Source organism: Actinomadura physcomitrii, from assembly GCF_008923205.2.
In the GTDB taxonomy this organism is placed as follows: domain Bacteria; phylum Actinomycetota; class Actinomycetes; order Streptosporangiales; family Streptosporangiaceae; genus Spirillospora; species Spirillospora physcomitrii.
The window spans coordinates 1-24,810 of sequence record NZ_WBMS02000066.1; the positions used below are offsets into that span (position 1 = coordinate 1).

General features: G+C 67.6%; 24 protein-coding genes and 1 pseudogene. 13 read left to right on the top strand and 12 right to left on the bottom strand.

The annotated features are described in order from the left end of the window. Positions 1–350: 350 nt before the first annotated feature. Positions 351–3,740, top strand: a complete 3,390-nt coding sequence (locus F8568_RS43985; RefSeq protein ID WP_151600099.1) for a hypothetical protein — start codon at positions 351–353, stop codon at positions 3,738–3,740. On the opposite strand, the gene F8568_RS43990 is transcribed toward F8568_RS43985, so the two are convergent. The 6 genes from F8568_RS43990 to F8568_RS44015 all read right to left on the bottom strand — a co-directional run bounded on the left by F8568_RS43990 (position 3,735) and on the right by F8568_RS44015 (position 7,287). After that, positions 3,735–4,412 carry an ABC transporter permease gene (locus tag F8568_RS43990; RefSeq protein ID WP_151600100.1) on the bottom strand — a complete coding sequence of 226 codons (678 nt, stop codon included), beginning with the start codon at positions 4,410–4,412 and terminating at the stop codon, positions 3,735–3,737. The two genes, F8568_RS43985 and F8568_RS43990, sit on opposite strands and share 6 nt — an antisense overlap. 239 nt (positions 4,413–4,651) lie before the next feature. Continuing rightward, positions 4,652–5,959: an ABC transporter substrate-binding protein gene (locus F8568_RS43995; RefSeq protein ID WP_236010094.1), complete on the bottom strand. Its 1,308-nt coding sequence runs from the start codon at positions 5,957–5,959 to the stop codon at positions 4,652–4,654. Between the two features lie 2 nt (positions 5,960–5,961). Then, entirely contained in the window at positions 5,962–6,108 is a 147-nt protein-coding gene (locus F8568_RS44000) for a hypothetical protein (protein WP_160573994.1), read from the bottom strand. A gap of 50 nt (positions 6,109–6,158) precedes the next feature. Continuing rightward, positions 6,159–6,344, bottom strand: coding sequence for a fumarylacetoacetate hydrolase family protein (locus F8568_RS50845; RefSeq protein WP_151600102.1), 186 nt, complete (start codon positions 6,342–6,344; stop codon positions 6,159–6,161). Further along, a complete protein-coding gene (locus F8568_RS44010; protein WP_160573995.1) occupies positions 6,341–6,829 on the bottom strand; it encodes a fumarylacetoacetate hydrolase family protein in 489 nt (162 codons plus the stop codon). Before F8568_RS44010 ends, F8568_RS50845 begins: the two co-directional genes overlap by 4 nt. Before the next feature lie 182 nt (positions 6,830–7,011). Next, positions 7,012–7,287: a hypothetical protein gene (locus F8568_RS44015; protein ID WP_151600104.1), complete on the bottom strand. Its 276-nt coding sequence runs from the start codon at positions 7,285–7,287 to the stop codon at positions 7,012–7,014. A 316-nt stretch (positions 7,288–7,603) separates the two neighbouring features. On the opposite strand from F8568_RS44015, the gene F8568_RS44020 reads away from it, so the two are divergent. Continuing rightward, positions 7,604–8,023, top strand: a complete 420-nt coding sequence (locus F8568_RS44020) for a hypothetical protein (protein ID WP_151600105.1) — start codon at positions 7,604–7,606, stop codon at positions 8,021–8,023. Positions 8,024–8,040: 17 nt separating this feature from the next. Here F8568_RS44020 and F8568_RS44025 read toward each other — a convergent pair whose 3' ends face one another. The 3 genes from F8568_RS44025 to F8568_RS47405 form a co-directional block, all read right to left on the bottom strand. Then, complete coding sequence (locus tag F8568_RS44025; RefSeq protein WP_151600106.1) at positions 8,041–9,042, bottom strand: AraC-like ligand-binding domain-containing protein; 1,002 nt, start codon at positions 9,040–9,042, stop codon at positions 8,041–8,043. 106 nt (positions 9,043–9,148) lie between these two features. Further along, entirely contained in the window at positions 9,149–9,922 is a 774-nt protein-coding gene (locus tag F8568_RS44030; protein ID WP_151600107.1) for a PhzF family phenazine biosynthesis protein, read from the bottom strand. Further along, positions 9,919–10,980, bottom strand: a complete 1,062-nt coding sequence (locus tag F8568_RS47405; RefSeq protein WP_202126072.1) for a GNAT family N-acetyltransferase — start codon at positions 10,978–10,980, stop codon at positions 9,919–9,921. The genes F8568_RS44030 and F8568_RS47405 overlap by 4 nt, the downstream gene beginning before the upstream one ends. Positions 10,981–11,049: 69 nt before the next feature. On the opposite strand from F8568_RS47405, the gene F8568_RS44045 reads away from it, so the two are divergent. Next, entirely contained in the window at positions 11,050–11,562 is a 513-nt protein-coding gene (locus tag F8568_RS44045) for a GNAT family N-acetyltransferase (protein WP_151600108.1), read from the top strand. Next, positions 11,559–12,182: a LysE family transporter gene (locus F8568_RS44050; RefSeq protein ID WP_151600109.1), complete on the top strand. Its 624-nt coding sequence runs from the start codon at positions 11,559–11,561 to the stop codon at positions 12,180–12,182. The genes F8568_RS44045 and F8568_RS44050 overlap by 4 nt, the downstream gene beginning before the upstream one ends. A gap of 51 nt (positions 12,183–12,233) precedes the next feature. Here F8568_RS44050 and F8568_RS44055 read toward each other — a convergent pair whose 3' ends face one another. Continuing rightward, positions 12,234–12,488, bottom strand: coding sequence for an aldehyde dehydrogenase family protein (locus F8568_RS44055; protein ID WP_151600110.1), 255 nt, complete (start codon positions 12,486–12,488; stop codon positions 12,234–12,236). A gap of 501 nt (positions 12,489–12,989) precedes the next feature. Between F8568_RS44055 and F8568_RS44060 the strand changes: the two genes are divergently transcribed. Both F8568_RS44060 and F8568_RS47410 read left to right on the top strand, forming a co-directional pair. Continuing rightward, the gene (locus F8568_RS44060; protein ID WP_151600111.1) at positions 12,990–13,385 is read left to right on the top strand and encodes a hypothetical protein; all 396 of its coding nucleotides are present in this window, start codon (positions 12,990–12,992) and stop codon (positions 13,383–13,385) included. Positions 13,386–14,481: 1,096 nt separating this feature from the next. Next, positions 14,482–15,114 carry a hypothetical protein gene (locus tag F8568_RS47410; protein WP_202126073.1) on the top strand — a complete coding sequence of 211 codons (633 nt, stop codon included), beginning with the start codon at positions 14,482–14,484 and terminating at the stop codon, positions 15,112–15,114. 566 nt (positions 15,115–15,680) lie between these two features. On the opposite strand, the gene F8568_RS44070 is transcribed toward F8568_RS47410, so the two are convergent. Both F8568_RS44070 and F8568_RS44075 read right to left on the bottom strand, forming a co-directional pair. Beyond that, complete coding sequence (locus tag F8568_RS44070) at positions 15,681–16,349, bottom strand: LOG family protein (protein WP_151600112.1); 669 nt, start codon at positions 16,347–16,349, stop codon at positions 15,681–15,683. 40 nt (positions 16,350–16,389) lie between these two features. Then, on the bottom strand, positions 16,390–17,760 hold the full coding sequence (locus F8568_RS44075; RefSeq protein ID WP_202126074.1) for an aminotransferase-like domain-containing protein: 1,371 nt from the start codon (positions 17,758–17,760) through the stop codon (positions 16,390–16,392). A 238-nt stretch (positions 17,761–17,998) separates the two neighbouring features. On the opposite strand from F8568_RS44075, the gene F8568_RS47415 reads away from it, so the two are divergent. From F8568_RS47415 to F8568_RS44100, 7 genes and pseudogenes are all read left to right on the top strand, one after another. Further along, on the top strand, positions 17,999–18,436 hold the full coding sequence (locus F8568_RS47415) for a DUF4158 domain-containing protein (protein WP_202126075.1): 438 nt from the start codon (positions 17,999–18,001) through the stop codon (positions 18,434–18,436). Next, positions 18,391–19,218 (top strand): hypothetical protein, encoded by an 828-nt coding sequence (locus tag F8568_RS47420; RefSeq protein WP_202126076.1) that lies wholly within the window; start codon positions 18,391–18,393, stop codon positions 19,216–19,218. Before F8568_RS47415 ends, F8568_RS47420 begins: the two co-directional genes overlap by 46 nt. Beyond that, positions 19,161–21,038, top strand: coding sequence for a Tn3 family transposase (locus F8568_RS47425; protein WP_202126077.1), 1,878 nt, complete (start codon positions 19,161–19,163; stop codon positions 21,036–21,038). Before F8568_RS47420 ends, F8568_RS47425 begins: the two co-directional genes overlap by 58 nt. A gap of 247 nt (positions 21,039–21,285) precedes the next feature. Further along, on the top strand, positions 21,286–22,614 hold the full coding sequence (locus F8568_RS44085) for an outer membrane protein assembly factor BamB family protein (RefSeq protein ID WP_151600113.1): 1,329 nt from the start codon (positions 21,286–21,288) through the stop codon (positions 22,612–22,614). A 241-nt stretch (positions 22,615–22,855) separates the two neighbouring features. After that, positions 22,856–23,515, top strand: coding sequence for a recombinase family protein (locus tag F8568_RS44090; RefSeq protein WP_328601309.1), 660 nt, complete (start codon positions 22,856–22,858; stop codon positions 23,513–23,515). Positions 23,516–23,663: 148 nt separating this feature from the next. Next, positions 23,664–23,924: a hypothetical protein gene (locus F8568_RS44095; RefSeq protein ID WP_151600115.1), complete on the top strand. Its 261-nt coding sequence runs from the start codon at positions 23,664–23,666 to the stop codon at positions 23,922–23,924. Positions 23,925–23,983: 59 nt separating this feature from the next. Next, a pseudogene (locus F8568_RS44100) lies at positions 23,984–24,753 on the top strand (transposase family protein). Positions 24,754–24,810 lie beyond the last annotated feature (57 nt).

Sequence of the window (24,810 nt, forward strand, 5' to 3'; positions counted from 1 at the left end):
ACAACGCCGCCGGCGCCGCCGACAGGCTCGCACGGATCAACGTCCGCGACCTGGCCGACGCACTCAAAGCAAACCCCGCTGCCGCCTCAGCTTCAGCCGCCGCTGCCGCACCTACCGCGGCAGGAGGCCCCCCAGGACCAGCGGTGCAGGCCCAACCCACCACACCCGGGCCACCACCAGCCGCCCTCCCGACCGACGGAGGCGACATCCCCCACGCCGAACCGCGTCCTGACACGGCCGTCCCGCAGGCAGCACCCCAAGGGGACGGCTCGGCGGTCAGTGCATCCGATGTTCGTGATCCGGTCACGCCAGGACCGCTGCACGACGATTTTAGACCCGGCGTCCGCATCGTGGGGGATCCGGATTCCTTCGATATCAACTTCGCGGAGTGGCGCGCTAAAAGGTACAGAATCGACATCACTGGCTTTTATGACCCTCACAATAAGAGATCGCCGGTTATGTTGGAGCGTCATAGACCGGATGACTCGGGCCGCATTGTGCAGTTCGTAAGATTGGAGAAATCGGAGCCTGCGGCGGTCTACTCTGCCCTCTTGCGGGCGTTGGACGATTGGCGCCAGGAGCCCGGAGGATATCCGGCATTTGATCTCGTCTCCATCGATGCTCGGTCCGTGAGTAGCTCAAAACCTATGATGTTTAATGTGGTCGCGAGGGAAGTGGGTGAAGCCATAGGGACGGGCAGGTTGGAGGTCAACCGTATCCCGCGGATTGAAATATGCTACGAAGATTCAAATATCCTGTTTGTGAAGGATAGCATGTTCGAAGACGTTCAAGGAGTTTTGTCCGAAGTTGGAAACTGGGATGCCCAAGGGCGGTTCATTCCGTGGGAGAAATCCGGCCTTCAAGGTGACCCGTTCGGCGACGGGCCGTTCTATGCTGCAGCACGGGCGCGGGATATGGACGCCGCCCTCAAGGAGACTCAGGGGATCTTCGCCCACTTCGGAAAGAATCCTCTTGTTCAGTTCAATGCTCGCCAAATACACCCCGCCGTACTGCGTGAATTTAATACAGAACTACGAGCGCTGACCCTCGACTACCCCAAAATTCGAGAGCTGAAAAGATTTATTGCAACCTGGCAGATTAACAGGGCCGCCAACTTGGCTTACGCCACCGAAGATTCAATAATATTGAACGCTAATTCGTGGTGGAACGATCCGGCGAAGCTGGCGGAACTCGGTGGAGACTGGGGCGGTAGCCTGGCGAGGGAGACCATAAATCACGAAGCCGGTCACTTGCTGACCGGTCCGGTAATGAAAAATCCGGAGGCGTTGAAGGAGCTTAACAAGACTTTTTCCAGCATTCTAGGTTTACCAATCGAGATCACTCCCGGCAATCTCTTTACACCACTCAACCCATTCCGGAAAAACGCTGAACAAATCAGGGTTATCAAGGGCTATCAATGCAACGGATTGGACTACGCTCGCGTTTCGCCTGCTGGATCTCCCGAGGTGGGCAACGCTCTTACGGGTGACTGGAAGCACATCATCGACTCATTGACTTGGACGCCCGAGAATAGAGTTTCGGCCGCCAGTGGCGGGGAATTGAGTGACCTTGTAAGAGAATTCAATTCTGGAAGCGCACTATTTATAGTCGGGCGGGACCCGCGGATTGCAGATCTGGTCGAGACTATCTCGTCTCGCTACGGCTCGAAAAACTTCGATGAGATGCTCGCCGAGCTGTTTATGGAGCTCCGCTCTAGTAATCTGCCCCGCCCACCGGCAAAGATGCTCGGCGGCATCATTGATCGTTACAACCGTGCTGCACCTACCGATGTCCGCGCCGTGGGATCACCGAAGGGGCTGCCGCCGGGCACCGGCGAGCCCCGTCCATCCGGTGGTCGGTTCGAACCGTTCACGTCGACGGACCGCCCGGCCGGTGCCACCGGACACACCGACGCCCGGCCTTTCGCACGCGAGGACCCCTCCGCCGAAGCAGCCAAGCCCCATCGCCGGGAGGGCAGTTCGGACCCCGACAGGATGAAGGTCCTCGGGGGGGAGGGCGACTTCGCTCCGGGACATCGCGACTATGACCACCAGGCACCAGATTTTCCAGCCCTTTATGAGGAACGGCCTGGCTACACCTCCAATACCGACTGGTACTCCGACCCGACCCAAACGGGCTCGCTCAACGAATCCTTCAGGCCACAGTTTGTGGAACGCCTGCCCAACCGGCTCGGCAGCAAGATCCAAGAGTTCATACAGTGGCGCGCGGAGCGGCTCGGACGTCACATCAGCCCGACCGGCCAAGGGGAGGTTCTGCTGGAGCGGCGGTCGCCATTGGATCCGGGGACGCCGATCAAGTACCAGCGCGTCGCCTGGGGCACCTCGCACAGCGTGCGCCGCGCGATTCACCTGGCCTTGACTGACGGTGGCGAACCGGTGATGGTGCTGGTGCTCGATGCCCGCTCCACCCGCCTCACCGAAAACGCCGCACGTCGGGCGTTGGAGGACATAGCCGCCGACAGCAGTCTGGCGCCGGTCGATGGCATTGAGATCTGGTTCCACCACAAGGAGCTCAACGACACCGCTTGCCTCGTCCGCGATAATCAGAACCTCATCAGCCTGCGCTACGAGCACTGGCACACCAACCTCCGGCCGCCGGCCCGAGATCACGAAACCGCGATCCCGGTCCCATCGGTTGCCAACGACGGTGTGCTAGCCCCAGAAGCTATCGAGCCACCACCGGTATTGCCATCCCAAGCCGCCACCGCCCCAGCGGCCGGCCCGGCCGCGCCAGCGACGCACCCGGCTCCGCAGCCGACGCATCCCGGCAGTGGTACGGGAGACCTCCCCGATGGAAATAGACCAGAGCCGCGCGGTGATGTGCCCGCTCCGGGCATGCATGACACCGAGCCGTCACGCGCACCGACTGGCAATCATCCGACCAGTAGCAGTGTGTCCGGTGGCGCCAATCAGCCTTGCAGCGCCACCTTGCCGACCACGGCAGGCGGCGGGGACCAGCCCAGCCCTGCCTTTATACGCTCCGATGGGTTTTCCCTAAGCCCTGAGAAGGCGGCACTGAATCAAAATATATTGAAAGTGGGCCGGGCGTACAAGGGTGCATTCCGGTGGGGCGGGAGAAGTGGCCCCGATATGAGCAGCTGGGAGATGGAGATCGGGACAACGAGCGACATTACAGCACTGCGAAACGATTTCGCCCGGTATATGCTCGATATCGGACCCGCGCCGGGACGGGATGGAATTATGAACTGCTGGGAGGCCATCCTTCGCATCGTGCACTTGGCAGGCGGTACTGATGTTTGGACATTAAGGCGATTGCACGCTGATGCTGCCGCAGCGGCGCGGACAGCTTTTGAAGAGACCATCGGTGACAAGGCGCTTCGCGTTAAAGCCGCTCGAAACGCCTTCCATGATAAGATCGGCATGTTCCTTGGACCGGGGCAACGTACCCCATACATCATCGACCCAGTAACGAAAATCGGCGGTCCGGACATTCCCGCCGGACACATCGTTTTTATGGACGGAATGAACCATGTAGCATACAGTCGCGGCGAGCGCGATGCAGAAAATCGATCTCTAGTGTTCAGTCACTTCTGTGATCCCAATCCGGGAGTATTTCCGAGTTCAGGAAAATTCTCTTTTGAAGAGCCTGGTTCAATCCAGAAATTTGGCTCTTGGCAGGAAACCTCGATAGAAGAATTGAGGGAATATCGTCCCAACTGGACGAGGATTGAGTCGGCAATCCCATCGTGGCTCCTATAACTCGTGGAGATGGTGGCATGGCCGGTGGGGCCTCGTGCCGAGGGCGGATCGAATGCTCAGGATCGAGCGGCCTGCTGATTTCTCCTGCTCTCGCTGGTCACAGGCTGATCGCGGGCCGCGCGGCGCAGCCGTAATCGAAAGAGCTCCGCGGACTTCGAGCCGGCCTCGGGGTCTCGGTGCAGGCGGGTTCAGGGAGAACAGGTAGATCCCGACGATGCCGGGAAAGAACGGCGGCACCGAGACCGCGGCGATGTTGAGGACGGTGGCGCCGTAGTCGACTGAGGTGTTGCGGCGCACCGCAGCGGCGACGCCGAGCGCGATCGACACGACCAGCGCGACGGCCAGCGCGGCGCCCATGAGCTGCGGCGTGGGACCGAGCCGCTCGCCGAGCACCGCCGAGACGGGCCGGTGCCCGACGTAGGAGTAGCCGAAGTCACCGTGCAGCGCCCCCGACAGCCAGTGCCCGTACTGGACGACGATCGACCGGTCCAGCCCCAGCTCGTCCCGTTTGGCCTCGATGAACGCAGCGCCGCCGCCGCGCATTTGCTCGGGATCGACCATCATGCGGACCGGGTCGCCGGGCGCGACCCGCACCAGCACGAAGATCCCGACGCTGATCAGCAGGAACACGAGAGCGTTCACCAACAGCCGCCGGATGACGTAGACCGCCACGCCTCACCTCCTCTTGTCCGTGCCAGCCGGGCCGGGGGCGCGCGCCCCGGGCCCGGCCTCGGTCAGCTCAGCTTCCAGTTCGCGAAGTCCCAGGTCCCGATCTCGTTGGTCGGCAGGCCGCACGGCTCGAAGCCGGACAGCCGCGTGCGGTACGCCCAGACTGTGTCCGGGTTGTAGATCCACAGATACGAAACCTGCGCGTTCTCGACCTTCGCGGCCTCCTTGAACAGGCTCGCCCGCTACGCCGGGTCGGCGACCGAGTCGGCCTTGGACAGCAGGTCGTCCAGGTTCGGGTCGCAGAAGCGGGCCACGTTGCCGCCGGCCGGGTACGCCTGGTCGCAGGCGTCAATGGTCGCGACGGTGGAAGGCTCGGTGGCGTAGTTGCCGCCGCCGAACAGCGCCAGGTCGTACGACTTCTTCTCGTAGGACGACAACAGCTCGTCTGCCTGCACCTGCTTCAGCTCGACGTCCACGCCGACGGCCTTGAGCTGGCTCTGGATCACTGTCACCGCGGTGTCGCGGTCGCGCTGCCCTGGGATCCACGACAGCGTGACGGGCTTGGAGCCGTCCCATCCGGCCGCGGCGAGCAGGCTCTTCGCCCTCGCCGGGTCGTAGGCGTCCTCGTTGGCGGCCGAGGCCGCGTCGCCGTAGAAGCTGGAGTTCACGACCGACCCGGCGCCGCCGAGCACCTTGCCGACCAGGCCCTTGCGGTCGATCGCGGTGAGGAACGCCTGCCGGACGCGCGCGTCCTTGAACCGGGCCTCGGACTGGTTCATCGCGATCCGGGTGAAGCCGGGGCTCTTCGCGGACACGACCTTGACGCCGTCCATCTTCTTGACGGTCGGCAGGTCGGTCAGCAAGACCTGGGTGAGGTCCATCTCGCCGGTGCGGAGCTGCGCGATCGCGACGTCGGAGGTGACCGGTTTCAAGTACACCTTCTTGATCGACACCCCCTCCCGGAAGTTCTGGTTGGCCTTCAGCTCGACGTACTGGTCGGTCTTGTAGTCGACGAACGTGAACGCGCCCGAGCCGACGGTCGGCTTGGTGAAGAAGCCGTTGTCGCCGAGCCCCTTCGCCGGCACACCGCCGAGCACATGCTCGGGCAGGATCGGGGTGTTGCCAATCAGCCCCGGCAGGCTCGCCGCCGGCCGGGTCGTGGTGATCTTCACAGTGGTCTCGTCGGGCGCGGTCACCCCCTTGAGCGAGTCGGCCTTGCCGTCGGCGAGGTCCTTCGCGCCGGTCACGGCGGCGAACTTGCCGCCCTGCGTGCTACCGGTCGCCGGGGCGGCGAGGGCGTTGAAGGTGAAGAGCACGTCCTTGGCGGTCAGCGGCTTCCCGTCGCTCCACTTCAGGCCGGGCTTCAGCTTGAACGTGATCGTCTTGGCGCCGTCGGAGATCTCCGGCGCGGCGGCGGCGAGATGCGGCTTCAGCGTGTAGGACGCGTCCGAGCCGTACAGCGAGTCGGAGATCAACGACATGACGAGCTGGTCGGGCCCGTGGTTCGGCGCGAGCGGGCTGAACGTCTTCGGCTTCTGGTACAGGTACATGTTCAGCACACCCCGTCCCCGCCGGAGGACTTCTGCGTGGGGTCGGAGCCGCAGGCGGCGAGCGAGCCCGCCGCGAGCACGCCGCCCAGCACGGCCGCCGCGACGCCCCGTCCGGATCCGCCGGCCATCGCACCGGAACGATTGGTCATAAACTTGCCTCTTCTCTGCGGTGGCCGGGTGCGCCCGGCCACTGGTCCGCTCAGCGGACGCGGTTCACCAGGCTGCCGAGGCCGGTCACGCGGACCGTCATCTCGTCGCCTGCGGACAGGAACTCCCCCGATGCCATCCCCACCCCGGACGGCGTGCCGGTGTACAGCACGTCGCCGGGCTCCAGCGTCATCAGCCGAGACGCGAACGCCACCAGCTCCGCGACGTTGAAGATCATCTGATCGGTGCCGCCGTGCTGCCGGACCCGCCGTGGACCTCCAGGATCACGTCGAGCTTCTGCGGGTCGGGCACCTCGTGAGCGGTGACGAGGTACGGGCCGAGCGCGGCGAAACCGTCGAGCCACTTGCCGTTCAGCCAGTCGAAGAACGCGACCGCGGGGTCCTCGGTGTCGCGGTCGTGGCCGTAGTCCATATTCCGGGCCGACACGTCGTTGCCGATCGTGTAGGCGCCGACGTGGCCGAGAGCGTCCTCGACCGGGATGTCCTTGCCGCCGCGGCCGATCACCGCGACCAGTTCGGCCTCCCAGTCGATGCTGGGGCTGACCGAGGGCAGCGCGATGTCCTCGCCGGGGCCGCAGACGGCGGTGCCGGGCTTGATGAACAGCTGCGGCGAGATCCGGGACTTGTCGATCTCGTCCCCGCCCGTCTCTGTGACGTGCTCCTGGTAGTTCGCGGCGACCGCGAGGACCTTGCCCGGACGCACCAGGCGGGGCGAGCAGGGTCGCCTCGGCCAGGGCGTGCGTCGTCCCGCCGGACGGTACCGAGCCGAACGCGCCCACCAGCGCCGAGAGATCGCCGGGGCCGAGGGCGGTGACGCGGCCGCCGCACGATCTCGCCGTGGCGGACTCGGCCGTCCGGCAGGCGGTACGTCGCGAGCTTCATGGATCAGACCTCCGGGGAGTCGATCGGTATGGGCGTGCCGAGGGAGCGGGCCGCGGCGTCGGTGACGCGCAGCGCGGCGAGGGCATCAGCCGGGCCGGCTTCGGGCGGCCGGCCGGTGACGGCGGCGGTGTGCAGGGCGGTGAGCATCCGGTCGACGGTGCCGGAGCCGTGCCAGGCGCTGCGGTTGCCCGTAACCGTCCGGACGGACGCGCCCGGCTTGGCGGCGTCGACGTCCATCACCCCGCCGGAGCCGCTGACCCGGTAGTGGTACAGCGCCACGCCGGGGGCGTCGGCGGTACCGCGCAGCCGAGGTGATCGTGCTGGTCAGGCCGTGCTCGTGGTCGAGCAGCAGGACGGTGAGGCGGCCCCGCTCCCGTCCCGGGAGGGCGTGCACGCGCCGGACCGGCTGGCCGGTGAGGGCCCGCACCACGTCCACGGGGTAGAGGCCTAGGTTGACGAGCTCGCCGTCCGGGCATGGGTCGCCACCGTCGACGAGGAAGTCGGCTGGACGTTCCAGGGCAGCCCGACCCGTCCGGCGGCAAGCGCACCCTTGGCGGCCTGGACGGCGGCGCCGAACCGGTGGTGATGCGCGGGCATGCAGACCAGGCCAGTCTCGGCAGCCGGCAATCCCGTCTCCTCCAACATCACCTACCTGCGCGACCACCCCGGCTTCTACGAGCGCACCCACGCCCTCGGGGAGCGGATGCGCGCCAGCCTCACCGGCATCTGCGCCGACCTCGGCATCGCCGCGACCGCCGCCGACTTCGGCGGTGTGTTCAGCCTCTATTTCACCGAGTCACCGATCCGGGGCTACCGCGACCTCATGCGCAACAACGACGCCGCCTACGTGGCGTTCCACCACCGCATGACCGACCGCGGCTTCCTGATGCTCCCGCTCGCCCTGAAGCGCAACCACATCTCCGCCGCCCACACCGAGCAGGACGTCGACCGCACGTTGGAAGCGGCCCGCGACGCCCTCCGCACGATCCGTGACGACGGCCTCCTGACCGCGTAGCCCGCCAGCCTCGCCCATCACCGACGGCCCGCACCCGGCTCAACCGGGTCCCGAGCGGATCTCGACCGGTTCGGCCGTCCGAGGACGCGGCGGCGGTACTCGCTTGGAGGCAGGCCGTAGGCGGCGCGGAAGGCGCGGGTGAAAGTGGCGTGGTCCTTGAATCCCCATCGTGCCGCGACGCGGTGGATGGTCATCAGGTGCAAGGCCGTGTCGCCGAGGTCGAGGCGGGTTCGTTCGAGGCGCTGCCGGCGGATCCACGCCGCGAGTGTGATGCCGTTCGGCTGGAACATCCGGTGCAGGGTGCTGACCGAGATATGGTGCGCGGCGGCGATGGAGCGCGGCGATAGCCCCGGATCGTCCAGGTGGCGCCGCACGTACGTCTCGATGGCCGAAAGCCGGGTGGACCGCCGGGGGTCGGCGTCGAGATGGTGGGCGACCAGGCCGTTCACCAGATCCGCCGCGATCTCACGGAGCCAGGGCACATCTGTCTGCCCGTATCCGCCGTCCGTGGTCGACGCGACAAGGAACTGGGCGAGCAGCGCACCGACACCCGCCTTGCCGGTCAGCGGCGCCGCCAGAAGCCGCTCGGTGTGAGGGAGCGGCACCAGCAGGGCACGCTGCACGTGGGCGAACACGAGCGTCGCGGCCTCGGCGTCGGCGACGATGCGCAGATCGAACGGCTGCCCGCTGTCGTATAACCCGAGACTCCGCGCGCCCAGTACGGTTTGGCGTCCGGCCTGGCTCAGCACGATCCGGCCGCGCATGGCGAGCACGACTGAGAGCACCTCGGGGTCATGTGCGCGGATCAGCTGCGGTGTTCGCAGCACATCGACCGACGAACTCCTCACCCGCAGCAGGCTCACCCCCGCCAGATCCAGCATTCGCGCCACCAGGTGGAAGCGCCCGGGATCGTCGCTCGTCACCCGCATCGGATACGAACTGGAGACCTGGAAGGCGTTGAATTCGGTCAGCCGCCGCTCCGGCGCGTGTTCGTCGCTGCAGAAGACCGTTCGCATCATCGTTTCTCCGTGGGCTCCTCAGGAGGCGCCAGCCTGCTCGTTTCCCTGGTCTACCGCTGCCGCCTGCAGAAGGCCGCCATGTGTCGTCGACGCAGGCGCTCCCGGACTACGGGGACGGCAACAGGTCGCCCTGGCTGACGGTGACGGCGTGCCCGCCGACCTGGACGCGGTCGTCCTCCACGGCGAGCGCGAGCCGCCCGCGCCTGGCGGACGCCTGGACGGCCTCCAGCCGGGCCCGTCCAAGCCGGGCCGCCCAGAACGGGCCGAGGACGGCGTGGGCCGAACCGGTCACATGATCCTCGTCCAGCCCGTGGGCGGGAACGAACACCCGGGAGGTGAAGTCGGCGTCCGCGCCGCCCGTCGCGGTCACGATGACGCGGCCGACTGGCAGCCGCAGGATCCGCGGGATGTCCGGCCGGACAGCCTCCACCTGCGCGGCTGTGTCGAGCATGACGACGTACTCGGCGTCGTTGCGCGCGAATCCGCCGGCGGCGGGGAGCCCGAGTGCGTCGAGTACGTCCTTGGGGGCCTGTCCCTCGGTCACCGGTACGGCCGGAAAGTCGAGCCAGATGCGCTTCTCGCGGCGGCGTGCCGTCAGGGTTCCGTGGCCATGGCGGAAGACGATCTCGTCATGGCCGAGCGCGTGCGCGGCGGCCAGGGTGGCGTGTCCGCACAGCAGCAGCTCGGACGAGGGCGTGAACCAGCGGATGCTCCAGGCGTCCGGCTCTCGCCACACGAACGCGCTGGTGGGCTGGTGCAACTCGGCGGCGGTCGCCTGCATCCACGTCCGGTCTGCGGGCCCGTCGAGGATGACGACGGCCGCCGGGTTGCCGGCGAAGGAACGCTCGGTGAAGGCGTCGATGAGAAACCACGAGGTCATGCGGTCGCCTTGCGGGTGACGACCACGACGTAACGGCATTTCTCGGCGGTGTCGTTGACGAACTCTCGGGCCTGGGGTTCTCCGAGTTCGAACGTGTCCCCGGGGGAGAGACGATGGGCGGCCGCCCCGTCGACCAAAGTCAGCTTGCCGTCCAGCACCCAGATGAGCTGGGCGATGAACGCGTAGCTGCCCGCCGGCATCGGCACCCGGGCGCCCGCCGGCAGCACGATCTCGGTGACGTCGACGGGGAAGCCCGGCGTCGATATCTGGCGCCGGAGGTAGCCGGTGTCAGGATCGGTCCAGCGCGGGGTGTCGGCGGCGCGCCGGACCCGGCCGGCGGCGGCGCCGTCCGCCGGCGACAGCAGCGCGGTCATGCTCAGCTCCAGCGCAGCGGAGAGCTTGCCGAGGACGACGGCGGTCGGGTTGCTCTCGCCGCGCTCGATCTTGCTGATCATCGCACGGGACACGCCGGAGGCGTCCGCGAGCCGGGCCAGCGACCAGCCGCGCCGGGTCCGCTCCGCCTTGACCCGCCGTCCGAGAACGTTCGAGCCCTCCATCAAAGTGGACACGGCTACCCCCTGGGATTCGCGGTCGTGGTCGAGGCGCAACTCCATGAAGACGCTGTTGGGATCGGGGACGTAGCCGGCGAACGGCTCCCGGACGGTGAACCCGTGCCGCGCGTAGAGCCGCCGGGCTGGAGCGAAGAAATCCTGGCTCCCGGTCTCCAGCAGCACCCGCTGGTGCCCGCGCTTGACGGCGACCCGCAGCAGATGCCGGAGCATGACGGTCCCGACGCCCTTTCCGCGCGCGGCCTGCGCGGTGCGCATGGACTTCAGCTCGACATCTCCGCCGCCAAGGTCCTTGAGCGCACCGCAGCCCCGCAGCTCCGCCCCCTCCCAGGCCGACCAGAACTCGACGGCCGGATCGCGCAACTCCCCGAGATCCAGCGCGTGCACCGACCCCGGCGGCGAGGTGGCGTGCATGTCGGCCAGATGCTCCTCCAGCAGCCGATGCACCTCGTGCCGGGTCAGGTTGTCGAGTTCGAAGCGCAGCACCATCCGGTCTCCCGTCTCACCCGCCCCAAAATACGGTGCGGTCTACGATCACTGCTTTCTATGATAGTGGACATGTTTCCACTATATGATTCGATCACGGTCAGACCCGGACGGGCCGAGGACGCCGAGAGCGTACGGACCATCCGCAACGACGCGATCGAGCACACGACGTCGATCTGGACCACGGTGAAGCAGACGCCCGAGGAGGCGGCGGCGTGGTGGGCCGAACTCCTCGGACGGCGTGCGGCGTTCGTGGCCGACGCCGCGGGCGAGGTGCTCGGGTATGCGTCCTGGTCGCAGTGGCGTCCGAAGGAGGGCTACCGGTTCACGGTGGAGAACTCGGTGTACGTCCTCCCCGGACACCGGGGCAAGGGCATCGGCGGCCGGCTGATGCGGGCGCTGATCGCGGCCGCGCGGGAGTCCGGTGCCCATGTGATGCTGGCCGATATCGAGGCGGAGAACAGCGCCTCGATCGCGCTGCACGCCGGCCTCGGCTTCGAGACCGCGGGGACGCTCCGCGAGGTCGGCACCAAGTTCGGCCGCCGACTGGACCTGACGATCATGAGACTCGGGCTCACCCCATGACGACGGCCCTCGCCACCGGAGCCGTCGCGGGCCTCGGCATCGCCATGCAGGTCGGTGCCGTCGCCGTCTACCTGCTCCTGCTCAGCTCGACGGCACCGCTCCGGGTCGGCGCCGCCGCGGCCCTCGGGGTCGCGACCGTGGACGGACTGTACAGCGCTCTCGCGGTCGCGGCGGGCAGCGCCGCGAGCCGGATGATCGAACCGGTCGCCGCCCCCCTCCGCTGGACGGCCGCCGCTGTCCTGCTGTGGATCGCCGTGCGCATCGTGACCCGTGCCTTCCGGGAGCGGGACGCCCCGGAGAGCGCGCTCGACGGCGCCGCCGGAGCGACGTCGCCTGGACGCGCCTACCTGCGGCTCGTCGGGGTCACGGTGCTGAACCCCGGCACCATCGTGTACTTCTCCGCGATCGTCATCGGCAGCCGCTTCGACGCCTTCGACGCCTTCGACAGGTCCGTCTTCGCAGCCGCCGCCTTCACGGCGTCCGCGCTGTGGCAGATGGCGGTGGTGGTGACGGGCTCGGCCCTGGGCCGCCTGCTCACCGGATACCGCGGCCGGCTCGCGACGGCCGTGGCCGCCGGACTTCTCATCGCCACCCTGGCCGTCCGGACCTTCATCCAGTAGCGGCGTGCTCAGCGGTTACAGGGACACGGTTCCGCCAGGTGAAGAGGGCCTTCACCTGCCTGAACTCCAGAATGTCGAGCGGCCCGGCTCACGGCCGTAGCCGGATTCCTTCACGCCGCCGGACGGCGCATCGATATTGAGCCGACCGCCGTTCACATAGACCTCCCCGCTGTCGATCCGCCGAGCGACGGCGACGTCCGGGGTGGCGGACCACACGGCACCGGGGAAGCCGTACCGGGTGCCGTTGGCGATCCGTACCTCTTCGTCCTCGCCCCAGCGAATGTACTCGCGGAAACCCTGGGGCAGTCACCTGCACCGCCTGTTCCGCCCGCAGGGCGCGAGCCCGTAAAACCGGCGGCAGCACCTCGAACGGGCCCGCCGCGACCTCAGCGCCCCTGCCCTTCGCCTGATGCACGTCCACCAGGTCGCAGGACGGTGGGGGTTCAACGACCGCGCCGCCTTCACACGCGCCCTCGCCGTTTACAGCGGCTCTACCAATGAGAACCGCGGCCATGCCCTCGACTCGCCGCGAGGACTGGACAGCGCCGATCGCTGCCGTCCCGGCGACGTCCGCGAACCGGAGAGCAAGCGGTATCCGGCTCAGAACGTTCCGGCAAGGAGCACGCGAAACCGCTACGACGCCGCGCACCTCTTGAGCCCTTCGACCCCGCCCAGACCAACGATCACCGTAGTCGTCCTCGTCAACGCAGTGAACGGATCATCAAGAAAGTGTGGATTCGACATCAAGGACTCATCCCCCGCCATCGCGAATACTCTCTATCGAGATCAACTCGAAAGGTGCGATTCATGCGCTTCATGAAACTGGGCTTGTCCGTCGGCATCGCCGCGACCGCGCTCATCGCGGGATTGCAGGCACCGGCGTCGGCCGAAGAATATCTGTGGACCACGGGCGGGTACGGTCTGTGGCAGGCCGACCCCGAGAACGGCCGGCCAGGCGATTCCATCAAGGCATGCGATACCTCTTCCGACGGTTGGGCCATTTCCGTCGTCATGACCTGGGGCGCCACCGGATACCGGCAGGTGGACACGCGTGGCCACGAGTCGGGCTACTGCTCCGGATGGGCCTCCGGCGACCTTCCGGAAGGAACCTACGTGGACATCTCCGTCGAAGAGATCAAGTCGAACGGCCAAGGCGGGCTGCTGCACCGCAATTGGCAGCTCTTCCGTGACCGAGTGGCCTAGCCGACCGGCGAACCAACATTTTGACAGGGGGCAGCCCTTCGAGAAACCGCTTTGCACGACCAGACGAAAGCCGTAGCCATCGGCACTCATGCCGCAACATTCCACGACCTGTGCTCGACCTGTGCCCCCTCCCTCGCGCGGCTCCGCAGCCTGCGCCAGGAGGAAAGGATCGAGCATGTCCACGCTTCTGGAGATGGCCCCGCGAGTCGCCGGGACCGACGAGGTCGAACCGGCCGTCGAGTTCGAGGCCCGGTGGGAGCGGGGACTCGGCCGACAACGCCCAGTGCCCGCTCACCACCCACCTGGGCTACTCGCTGACCTGCTGAGTCATCCGGTCGGCGCGGTGCAGACAGGCGACGGGCTCCACTCGGGATGGCAGGGGACGGATAACACAGGTTTCGCGGATTGGGCGAAAAAGCATCGACATGCAGCCTGTCGCCGCCGGTCATTCGGTGACAGCGGGCTCCGTCTGGCTGGCCGTCCGGCCAGACGGAGCCGTGCCGCGGAGCACGGATGGGATCTGCACGGCCGGTTCGAACTCGACATGAACAACCACCTTGACGTGCTCGGGGACGTGGCCGCGCGTTCGTAAGGAGAGGTGCTGACCGTCATCCAGCACCGGCGTAAAAGGTCTCCTCCGGGTGCACTGGATCGTATGGCTGGCAGTTGCCTAAGATCACACGCGTGTCGAGGACCACACCGCCGCGCCCGCTCGATGTCGAGGCGCTTTCCCGGAGTTGACGGCCTTCCAAGGCACCACCACCCGGCTCCATCCACGCCCGGGCCGACCGGACGTGGCGGCCAGTTCCGTGGGCGGTCCGCTGCTCTGGCCGGCGCACGAACCCTGGCCGGAATGCACCGAGCCTCACAGCCACGCACGTGGCCGACGTCCGGCGGACATCCACCAGGAACGGCAGATCCTGGCTGCTGCATGGCGCCGTGAAGCAAACCCCGGCCCCACAGACCAAGAACGGCAGCTACCTGAGGAACTCGGCCAGGAACACCGTATTGAAAAGACTGCTGCGGCTGATCTGCTGCGGCTGATCCGCTGCCGCTGATCGGACTTGCGCAGTTGTATCGGAGGGACATCCCAGACTTGCCGGCCGGGCCGGACGACTGCGATCTGCTCCAGGTGTTCTGGTGCCCCTTCGACGCACACGGCCCGACCGGCTACGGCATGCTGCTCGACCTTCGCTGGCGCCGATCGTGGGAGGTCACCGAGGTGCTGACCTCACCGCCACGGCCGCAGGTCGTCGGCTTCAAGGGGTACGTGCCCGAGCCGTGCGTGCTGCATCCGGAACAGGTGGCCACCTACCCGTTCGCCGGCCTCCTCCCAGGAGACCTGTGCGCCCGGATCGACGCCTGGGAAGAAGCCTTGGACGAGGCTGCCGAGCAGTCGGCGGATGAAGATGCCGCAGCGTTGGTGGACTACCAGAATGACCTGTCCATCCCACCAGGCAGGCGCGTCGGTCGTTTCGCCTCCTGGCACGTCACCGACCCGTCCCCGATGGACTGCCTGACCTGCGCGGCACCGATGCACCTCCTGCTGACCATCGACAGCTTGGAGTGGGACGGCGGCAGCGGCAGCTGGCAACCGCTGGAGGACCCGAACTCGCCCACACACCTGTACGCCAATCCGACCAAGGTCACCGTGGGCCGCGGGGGCGAACTCAACATCTTCGCCTGCCCCGAACATCCCGACCACCCCCACCGCTGGAGCATCCAGTAGAACTCTCACGACCGGACATCTGGCCCCCTGATGATCAGTGCTTACCCCGCAGGCGCCGCATCAGCTTCGGCGCCGTTCCGCTGCCCGGTCCGGTGACCCGGGAGCGTCCCGGCCGCACATCCTGCGCCTGGGCACGCGTCGCCGCCGCGGCACGTAGCTCCTTCAGGTCGGGATGTGGTTGTACAGCGTGCCCGTGAAACGGACGAAGCCCGCGTCCCGTGGCTGAGCTCGCTCGGTCAATGCTGCGGCGCCACCTGCGTCGGCGACTACCTGCTGAACCTCGCCGTCGCGGAGCGGTCCGAGCGCCACCGGGACGCGGCGTCCGACCTGGCCACCCACCTCCTGCCCCGGAGCGCCGGACCGCCGCCCCACCCCGAATTCGTCACCGCCACCCCTGACCACTCGCTCTCCTGGGCCAAGGGGCTCTGCGGCCTCCTGAGCTTCTTCCGCAGGCTGGCGCACCGGGCCCCGGTTGCCCGGTCTTCCGGCGGTGAGCGCCGGACGCCCGGTGCCGCACCCATCGGGCGCACCATGATCAGGCCAGCGTGGGGTGACGCCGACGGACCTCAGCGGCTCGCGGCGGCTCCGGTCGCGTCCGCAAGCCGCTGGAGGACGTCGTCGAGGCGGTCGCCCACGACCACGTCGTCGGCCGTGGCGTGGTCCACGAAACCCGCGTCCGCGGCACGGCGGATCAGTGCGACGAGCGGATCCCAGAACCCGCCGATGTCGAGCAGGCCGAGCGGCTTGCCGTGCAGCGCCAGCGTCTGCCACGTCCACACCTCGAACAGCTCCTCAAGCGTGCCGAGCCCGCCGGGAAGCGCGAGGAACGCCTGCGCCCGTTCCGCCATCAGCGCCTTGCGCTCGTGCATGGTGTCCACCACGACGGTCTCCACGCCGGGCTCGCCGTCGACCCGGCCCCATTCCCGCTCCACCATGAACCGCGGGATGACGCCGAAGACGCGGCCGCCGCCGTCGATGACACCCTGCGAGACCTGCCCCATCAGGCCCGAGCCCCCGCCGCCGTACACCAGCTCGATACCGCGGTCAGCGAGCTCCCGCCCGGTCGCGTACGCCGTCTTGGCGTGGACGGGATCGGAGCCGTCCCGGGCACCGAGGAAGACCGCCAGCCGCGACAGCCCGCGCGCCGGCCCCGCCTGCGGGTTTGGAGCGCCCACGGTGGAGGGGCCGCGGTGCTGGTCGGGGGCGGGGTGGAGGACCGTTTCAGGGTTGCACATGATTCCATTTTAGGAGATTTCGTCCACTAAATTGGAAACATTACGCGTCTTGATCGCGGCATGCGCAGTCCAGGGCGGCGGCGACGCGGTCCAGCGTGGCGATCGGCGGGGTGAAGGGCAACCGCAGATGGCGGGAGTTCGTCGCATCTGCGGCGAACGACGTCCCGGCGGCCAGCTCGAGTCCGTGCGCGCGGGCGCGTGTCACGACGGCATCGACGCGCATGCTCGTCAGACGCAACCACAGGGCGAGCCCTCCGGGAGGAACCGTGAAACGCCAGCGGTCGTCTCCGGACAGCAGCCCGCTCAGGTGGTCGCGCTGTCGCCGCAAAGCGGCCCGGCGGTGACGCAGCACCGGTTCCAGGTCGCGGAGGAGTTCCGAGGCGACCAGCTGCTGCGTCGGCACGGCGGTCAGCGACCCGCACAGCGGATGGTGGGCCAGTTCGGCGATCAGCGCGGCAGGCCCCCGGAGCCAGCCGACCCGCAGGCCACCCCAGACCGTCTTGGCCGCCGACCCGATGAGGACGGAGCGGGGTATCCGCAGGAGCGGTGCGGGCGGTTCGCGCAGGTCGAGGTCGCGCATGGTCTCGTCGGACACGACGGTCACCCGGTGCCGTTCGGCCAGCCACGCCACCGTCCGCCGGGCGGTGGCCGGCATGAGCGCGCCGGTGGGGTTCTGGAAGTCGGGGACGAGGTAGGCCAGACCGCCTGCCGCGGACCGGAACGCGTCCTGGAGCTGGTCCAGGTCCCAGCCGTCCGTGGTGACCCGGCAGCCGACCAGGCGGATGCCGGCGGCCCGGAAGCCGGCCAGCGGGTCAGGGTACGTGGGGATCTCCACGGCCACGGCACGAGGACGCAACCGCGCCGAAAGCAGTGCCAGTGCCGAGCGCGTCCCGGAGGTGATGAGCACCTGCTCGGGGCGGGTGGCGAGCCCCTCGTCGGTGAAGCGGTCCGCGATCAGTGACCGCAGTTCCGGCAGGCCGGGGCCCGTCTCCCCGCTCTCGGCCAGGAGCGGGCCGGAACGCTCGGCCGCTCTCAGCAGAGCCTGCTGGTATGTCGCATGAGGTGCGGCCGGAACCGCCCTTCGAAGGTCGATGACGCCGTCCTCGCCGCTGGCCGAGAACGGTGCGATGCGCGCCGCCGCCTCCGGCGGAAGCCGCAGCGTGCTCGCGCTGCCGTGCCGGGTGTCGACCCATCCCTCGTCCCGCAGGATGCCCAGCGCCGCGATCACGGTGCCCCGGCTGACGCCGAGCGCCTCGGCGACACGACGCTCGGCGGGAAGCCGGGAGCCGACCCGCAGCCGTCCGTCCAGGGCGGCGTCGCCGACCGCGTCGGCCAGCGCCCGCGCCAGGGCGACACCTGGCCGACGCCAGGCGCCCAGCGCCGTCACCAGCTGGGTGTTCGTGATGTGCACTGGTCCAGTTTGCCAGTATTGGACCAGTGCACATCACGCCCTGGATACGGGGGTTGACGAGCATCGGAACGAAAAGTCTCGCTAGGCAGCGTGCGGCATCGGATATGGATTCGGCGCTTGTTTCGGTGTTGTGACCTGCGGGTTTGGACTGGCGGGGAGGTCTGTTCGGGAGGTAGCGGCGTAACGGTTGGATCTTGGGTGGGGTTCGCCCGTTGGGTTGGTCCTAGTTTCTGGGGCTATGCCTGTTGAGTTCTTGAGTGATGCCGAGGCCGCTTCCTATGGCCGGTACGTGGGGCCGCCGTCGCGGGCGGAGCTGGAGCGGTTCTTCTTCCTGGATGACGCGGATCGTGAGTTGATCGCCAAGCGGCGTGGGGAGGCCAGTCGGCTGGGGTTTGCGTTGCAGCTGACGACGGCGCGGTTCGTGGGCCGGTTTCTGCCTGATCCGCTGGATGTCCCGGTCGAGGTGGTCGACTACCTGGCCGCGCAGCTGGACGTGGCGGATCCCTCGGTGGTCAAGGGCTATACCGAGCGGCGGCAGACGGCCTTCGACCATCAGGGCGAGATCAAGACAGCGTACGGCTTACGAGACTTCGCCGAGGCGGAGTTCACCGCGTGGGTGGACGCGCGGGCGTGGAACACCGGGGACGGGCTCGGCACATCTTCACCGACGGGGTGATATGGCTGCGTACCGGCAAGGTGCTGCTGCCGGGGGTGACAACGCTGGCGCGGCTGGTCGCCCGGGTCCGTGATCAGGCGTTGGATCGTCTGCATCAGGCGCTGTTCGGGGTGCTGACGCCGCGGCAGCGGGCGATCTTGGAGTTGCTGCTGGAGGTGCCGGAGGGAGCACGGGCCTCGGATCTGGAGCGATGGCGCAAGCGCCCGTCGGTGGCCTCGGGCAAGAACCTGGAAAAGGCCCTGGTCCGCGCGCAGGAGATCCTCGGACTGGGGTTGAGCGCGATCACGCTGCCTCCGGAGGTGCCGCACCGGCGGCTGGTGGACCTGGCCCGGTACGGGATGGGCGCGACCGCAACGGCGTTGCGGCGGCACGGCCCCTCCCGGCAGCTGGCGACGCTGCTGGCCACGGTGCTCTACCTGGAGGGCAAGTCGGTCGATGACTGCCTGGACCTGCTGGACCTGCTGATGAGCACGGAGCTGATCGGCAAGGCCGAGACCACGGTGGGCAAGGAACGCGCCCGCCAGCACCCGAAGCTGGCGCGGCACTCGGCGACGCTGGCGGCCGCGGTCGAGACATTGCTGGAGGTCACCGAGTATGGCGAGGAACTGAGCCTGGAGCAGGTATGGGAATTGATCGACGCGATCGTGCCTCGCCGGGAGTTGAAGGCGGCGGTGGCCGCGGTGACCGAGATGGTCCCGCCCCCGACGCCGATGACGACGGGCCGATGCGGGCGCTGCTGGCCGAACGGATCGGCACGGTTTCAGGCTTCCTCAAGACCTTGACAGTGGCGATTGAGTTCGGCGCGACCGCCGAGGCGGCGCGAGTGCTGGAGGCCACCCAGGCGCTACCGCGGCTACTGGATGGCCGCAAGAAAAAGGTCACCCAGAACGACATCGACCCTGGTCTGGTGGGCGGGTCGTGGAAGCGGCTGGTGTTCCGCGCCGGGCCGAACGGCAGCACGGTGGACAAGAACGCCTACACCATGTGCGTGCTGACCCAGTCCCACCGCCACCTCAAACGCCGCGACATCTACGCCGAGGCCTCCGCCCGATGGCGTGACCCGCGCGCCCATCTGCTGGCCGGTGAGGCGTGGGATGCGGCCAAGGGGCCGGCGCTGACCGACCTGGGCCTGCCCGAAGACCCGGCGTCGCTGCTGGCCGAGCACGTGATGATCCTGCACATGGCACTAAAGGACGTGGCCGGGCAGATCACCGCCGGCGGCGCCGAGGCCAGCGTGGATGAGGAGGGCCGGCTGCATGTGGCCAAACTGCAGGCGCTGCCCGAGCCGCCGTCCCTGATCGATCTGCGTAAGCGGTTGGCGGGGATGCTGCCGCTGGTGGACCTGCCGGAATTGCTGCTGGAAACGATGGACCGGGTGCCCGCCTTCACCGGCGCGTTCACCTCCACGGCGGGCGGGACCAGCAAGCTCGCCGATTTCGAGATCTCGGTGGCCGCGTGCCTGACCGCGAGTGCGCTCAACATCGGGTACGCGCCGGTCACCAAGTCCGGCACGGCCGCCCTCGAACGGGCCCGGTTGTCGCACGTGACGCAGAACTACCTGTCGGCCGAGACGTTCTCGGCCGCCAACGCCCCGTTGATCGACACCCAGGCCCAGATCGGATTCGCTCAGATGCTGGGCGGCGGGCTGGTCGCCGCGATCGACGGAATGCGGTTCGTTGTCCCGGTCCCCTCGATCTACACCCGCCCCAACCGCAAGTACTTCGGTACGCGCCGCGGACTGACCTGGCTCAACCTGATCAACAACCAGGGCGCCGGTCTGGGCGCGAAGGTGGTCACCGGCACCGTCCGCGACTCATTGCACATGATCGACGTGCTGTTCCGCCGCGACGGCGGCCGCCGCCCCAAGGTCATCGTCACCGACACCGGCTCCTACTCCGACGTGGTATTCGGCCTGGTCCACCTGCTGGGCATGCAGTACCGGCCCGCGCTGGCCGACCTGCCCGACCAAAAAGGCTGGCGGATCCAAGACGCCGACTACGGAACACTGACCCGGTTCGCCCGCGGCAAGATCGACCTAGCCAAGATCAAACGACACTGGCACGACATCCTGCGCGTGGTCGTCTCGATCTACACCGGACAAGTCAGGGCCCACGACGTGATGCGGATGCTGCAACGCGACGGCAACCCCACCCAGCTCAGCGAGGCGATCGCGCACTACGGGCGAATCTTCAAGACCCTGCACATCCTCACCTACGCCGTCGAGGAACCTTACCGGCGCGACATCAAGGGCATCCGCAACCTGCAGGAATCCCGCCACGCCCTGGCCGGGAAACTCTTCCACGGCCGCAAGGGCGAGATCTACCAGCGCTACTACAAAGGCATGGAAGACCAGCTCAGCGCCCTCGGCCTGGTTCTGAACTGCGTCACCTGGTGGAACACCTTCTACATCGACAAAGCCCTAACCCAGCTACGCGCCGCCGGCTACCCCCTGGCCGAGGAAGACGTCGCCCGCCTGTCTCCGTTCGTCCGCAAACATATCAACGTCATCGGCACCTATACCTTCGCCCCACCCGACCTCGGCCCTGCTGGCGTCCGCGACCTGCGCGATCCCGACGACGAGGCCGATGACGACCTGTTGTAGGGGGCTGGACGACGATTCCGGGCCGATCTCTACATCAGCGCTCATTCCTGCCGATGAGCAGGTGGGCTGTCTATGGGGCGTTTGCCGAGGCGCCGTCGCTTCGGATCGGATTTTGAGCGCCGGACGTCCAGCCGGTGATTTCGGCCCGTGTCGGGTCGAAACCTCCGCGAACAGGGGGAGACGTCTAAGATCTTCGCTGGCTTCCACCTGATTTATCCCAAAGCTCACCACGGAGACCGGATCACGGATGACCGACGACAGCGAGCCGCGTAACCGCCCGTCCTCCACCACGCCGCGGGTGGAGACCGTCATGTCGTGGACGGTCGATGAACCGGCGGTCCGGCGGAGGGGGCGTTCGTGGCGGCTGGGCGTGGTCGTGGCGGCATTGATCGCTGTCGTCCTGGCGTTCTGGGGTGTGCCTCGCCTCTGGGCGGTGTTCGATGACGGTATGCGGGGGCCGTACGGGCGGTTCCCTCAGCCGGTGGCAGCTCAGCCGCCCGTGCACTCGGCGCAACGGGTGGCCTCCGCCCTCCCCAAGTCCGCGGTGATCTACGGCGGGCTCGCGATCATGCCCGCTCGTGATGGCGTGCGGGCCGTCGACATTGTCACGGGCAAGGTCTACTGGCGCTACACGAAGGGCGCGTGGGTGCTGGTGGGCGGCGTGGATCGCTCGACGGGCGATGTCTTCCTCGAATCGACGAGCCGTGAGCTGGTGAAGGTAAACATTCGCTCGGGCAAGATCCGATGGTCCCAAAAGGTGCCCCACATCGGTCGTCCCGACGAGTCCGTTGTGCCGGACGCTGACCCGGCGACGCTGGCGTTGATCAACAGCGACGGAATGACCGGGATCTCCCGGGCGACCGGCAAGGTCCGCTGGACGAAGAAGTGGCCCGGTACCTGCCCCTACGAAGACATCTTTTCCCATGTGGCTGTGCTGCCGGGCACCCTCGCCGTCGCCTGTAATGACTACGACGCGCCGGACAATGCAGTGGCCGGGTTCGACCCGGCGACCGGAGCCACACGATGGGCGCTGCGCGTCTCACAGTTGTCTGCCGGGACGTCACGCCCCCACGAGATGGTCGATGCCCTTGGACTGGTCAGCGGCCGGCTGGCCGTGGCGGCCGGTGACACCACCGACCTTCTCGACCCGGCGACCGGCCGGATCGTGACCAAGCGGCGGTGGAAGGGCAAGCAGGCGGCCGCCTTCGACGACGGGCGCCAGGTCAGCCTCTGCGAGGACAAGAAGGACCATGCCATCTGCGGCCTCGATCCGGCCACCGGCGGGCAGTTGTGGCGCACCCCGATCCCCGAATCCGGCCATCTTCCCCAGGGCAGCGAGAGCCTCGCCGTTGCCGACGGCCGGGTCTACATCGTGTCCGACGTTCCCAGGAACACGGGCTTCGAACTCATCGTCTTCGACGGCCGGACCGGCAGGGTCCTCAGCCGTAACCCGATCTCCGGCCACACGACCTTCATCTATGGAGTCACCGACGGCATCGTCGCCATCGGCGTTACCGACACCGACCTGTACGCCGAGCGTCCCGATATCCGGGGCACACGCAGACTCCCGTCATAACAGCCGGGCCACCGGGTCACACTGGCGATCGGTCTCGGTGCCGGACTCCGAAGGGGCATGGCTGAAATTCAACCGGATGCGAACTTTGATGCCAAGACGGTAGCGCGGCCTTCAAGAAACGATCGTTTATTGAAGATCGCCGGAGAAGGCGCCGGACGGCTCCCCAGCTCTTCAAAAACCCCTTCAACAACCCGGGCTGTTCAACAATCGTCTGGGACCGTTTGTTGAGAGGATGGCGGGCGTGACGAGCCCTCTCGACCTACCCGCCGACCCGTTCGCCGTCTTCCCCGCCCGGCCCACTGAGATCCGCATCGGGTATGCCTGCGTCTCGACCGGCGGGCAGAAACTCGAGCGGCAGATCGACGCGCTCACTGCGGCCGGGTGTCGGCGGATCTTCGCGGACAAGAAGTCGGGCAAGAACGCCCACCGGCCAGAGCTGAAGGCCTGCCACGCCTTCCTCGCGCCCGGCGACACCCTAGTCGTGCCGTCCCTGGACCGGTATGGCCGGTCGTTGCATGACCTGATCACCATGGTCGCCGACCTACGCCAACGCGAGATCGGGTTCACCAGCCTGCACGAGAACCTCGACACCACCACCCCTGGCGGCCGTCTGGTCTTCCACGTCTTCGCCGCCCTGGCCGAATTCATCCGCGAACTCATTGTCGCCGGCACCCGCGAAGGCCTGGCCGCCGCCCGCGCCCGCGGTCGCATCGGCGGGCGTCCCACCGTCGTCAACGAGGACCTGCTGCGTGCCGCCCGCGACATGCTGCCCAACCCCAAGCACTCGATCACTTCGATCGCCAAGCTGCTGGGCGTCTCCCCGGGCACGCTTTACAACCACATCCCTGATCTGCGCGAGCTACGCGCCACTGGGCAGGCTGAGCAGCTCACCGGTAGCTGACCTGCGCAAACAATGCAGCGAGACGCATTCGAACGAAAAGTCACGCCAAGCACCGCCCGAGGCCTTGCTTACCGCGACTTTTCGTTCCGATGTTCGTCAACCCCCGATACCGTTTCTTCCCTGAAGTCACTGGAATCGGAGCCCTCCCATGCACCCACGCCTCGCCACCGATCTCGCGGCACTGCCGGATCTGCTGGAGGCGACTCGCCTGCGCGCGACCGAGATTCTCGATCGCCTGCCTGACCAGCCGGTAGTGCCGCCATTGCGCCTGCCCGACCCGGAGCCGCTCCCCGAGGAGGGGGCCGGGCTCGCGGGGGCACTCGCCGAGTTCACTGAGCCCTTTCCACCACGTCTGTGGGTGGGTAGTCACGGCGTGATCGCGGGCGGCGTGGCAGGCCCCGAAACATGAAGAAGCCCTGGTAGGACGGGTGATCTCTCACAACCCTCCGCCCCCACCAGGGACTTCACATGCTTTTCTATCGTTCTTCGCTGCCGTTGTCGCCTCGGACCCTGCAGTACGTGACCGGTGTCGTCGGTCGGCATCGCAAGCAGGCCGGCAGCAAGGGCCGTGCCCTACCAGCGGGGATGCAGGCGCTGATGACGCTGGCGTACCTGAAGAACGGGGAGACCTTCGCGCGGCTCGGCGCCGGGTTCGGGGTTGGAACCACCACCGCCTGGCGCTACGTCAACGAGACGGTGACACTGCTGTCGGCCCGGTCACCCAAGCTCCCCCGGGCGCTGGCCAAGGCCAAGAAGGACGGACTGCTCTACCTGGTCCTGGACGGCACGCTCATCCCGATCGACCGGGTGAAGGCCGACCGGCCCTTCTACTCGGGCAAACACAAGAAGCACGGCATGAACTTGCAGGTCATCGCCTCACCGAATGGAACCATCGTGTGGGTGTCGGGACCGCTGCCCGGCTCCGTCCACGACCTCAAGGCCGCCGGCTCTGGGGCCTGGTCCGCGAACTGGCCGCATCCGGGCTCTTGGTGCTGGCAGACAAGGGCTACGCCAGAGCCGGCTCCCACGTCAAGACGCCCTACAAGGGCAAGAACAAGCCCGAGCCCTGCAAGGACGCCAACCGCTCCCACGCCAGACTCCGCGGACCGGGCGAACGAGCCAACGCCCAACTCAAAAGCTGGAACATCCTGTCCAAGCTACGCTGCTGCCCCCACCGCGCCGGTCACCTGGCCAAGGCCATCCACGTCCTCCAGAACCGCGAGCTCAACGCACGTTGAAAAAGGCTCACTGAGACGTGGGCGCCACTGCTGTCGGCCAGCGCGGGTCCCCGCTAT

Excerpts from the sequence above, each read along its gene's own strand:
- F8568_RS44085 (WP_151600113.1), top strand. The coding sequence starts at position 21,286 with ATGACCGACGACAGCGAGCCGCGTAACCGCCCGTCCTCCACCACGCCG.
- F8568_RS44095 (WP_151600115.1), top strand. The coding sequence starts at position 23,664 with ATGCACCCACGCCTCGCCACCGATCTCGCGGCACTGCCGGATCTGCTG.
- F8568_RS44020 (WP_151600105.1), top strand. The coding sequence starts at position 7,604 with ATGCAGACCAGGCCAGTCTCGGCAGCCGGCAATCCCGTCTCCTCCAAC.
- F8568_RS47405 (WP_202126072.1), bottom strand. The coding sequence starts at position 10,980 with ATGGTGCTGCGCTTCGAACTCGACAACCTGACCCGGCACGAGGTGCAT.
- F8568_RS44000 (WP_160573994.1), bottom strand. The coding sequence starts at position 6,108 with ATGACCAATCGTTCCGGTGCGATGGCCGGCGGATCCGGACGGGGCGTC.
- F8568_RS44045 (WP_151600108.1), top strand. The coding sequence starts at position 11,050 with ATGTTTCCACTATATGATTCGATCACGGTCAGACCCGGACGGGCCGAG.
- F8568_RS44060 (WP_151600111.1), top strand. The coding sequence starts at position 12,990 with ATGCGCTTCATGAAACTGGGCTTGTCCGTCGGCATCGCCGCGACCGCG.
- F8568_RS47425 (WP_202126077.1), top strand. The coding sequence starts at position 19,161 with ATGCGGGCGCTGCTGGCCGAACGGATCGGCACGGTTTCAGGCTTCCTC.
- F8568_RS44070 (WP_151600112.1), bottom strand. The coding sequence starts at position 16,349 with ATGTGCAACCCTGAAACGGTCCTCCACCCCGCCCCCGACCAGCACCGC.
- F8568_RS44025 (WP_151600106.1), bottom strand. The coding sequence starts at position 9,042 with ATGATGCGAACGGTCTTCTGCAGCGACGAACACGCGCCGGAGCGGCGG.
- F8568_RS44030 (WP_151600107.1), bottom strand. The coding sequence starts at position 9,922 with ATGACCTCGTGGTTTCTCATCGACGCCTTCACCGAGCGTTCCTTCGCC.
- F8568_RS43995 (WP_236010094.1), bottom strand. The coding sequence starts at position 5,959 with ATGTACCTGTACCAGAAGCCGAAGACGTTCAGCCCGCTCGCGCCGAAC.
- F8568_RS47415 (WP_202126075.1), top strand. The coding sequence starts at position 17,999 with ATGCCTGTTGAGTTCTTGAGTGATGCCGAGGCCGCTTCCTATGGCCGG.
- F8568_RS44050 (WP_151600109.1), top strand. The coding sequence starts at position 11,559 with ATGACGACGGCCCTCGCCACCGGAGCCGTCGCGGGCCTCGGCATCGCC.
- F8568_RS50845 (WP_151600102.1), bottom strand. The coding sequence starts at position 6,344 with ATGATCTTCAACGTCGCGGAGCTGGTGGCGTTCGCGTCTCGGCTGATG.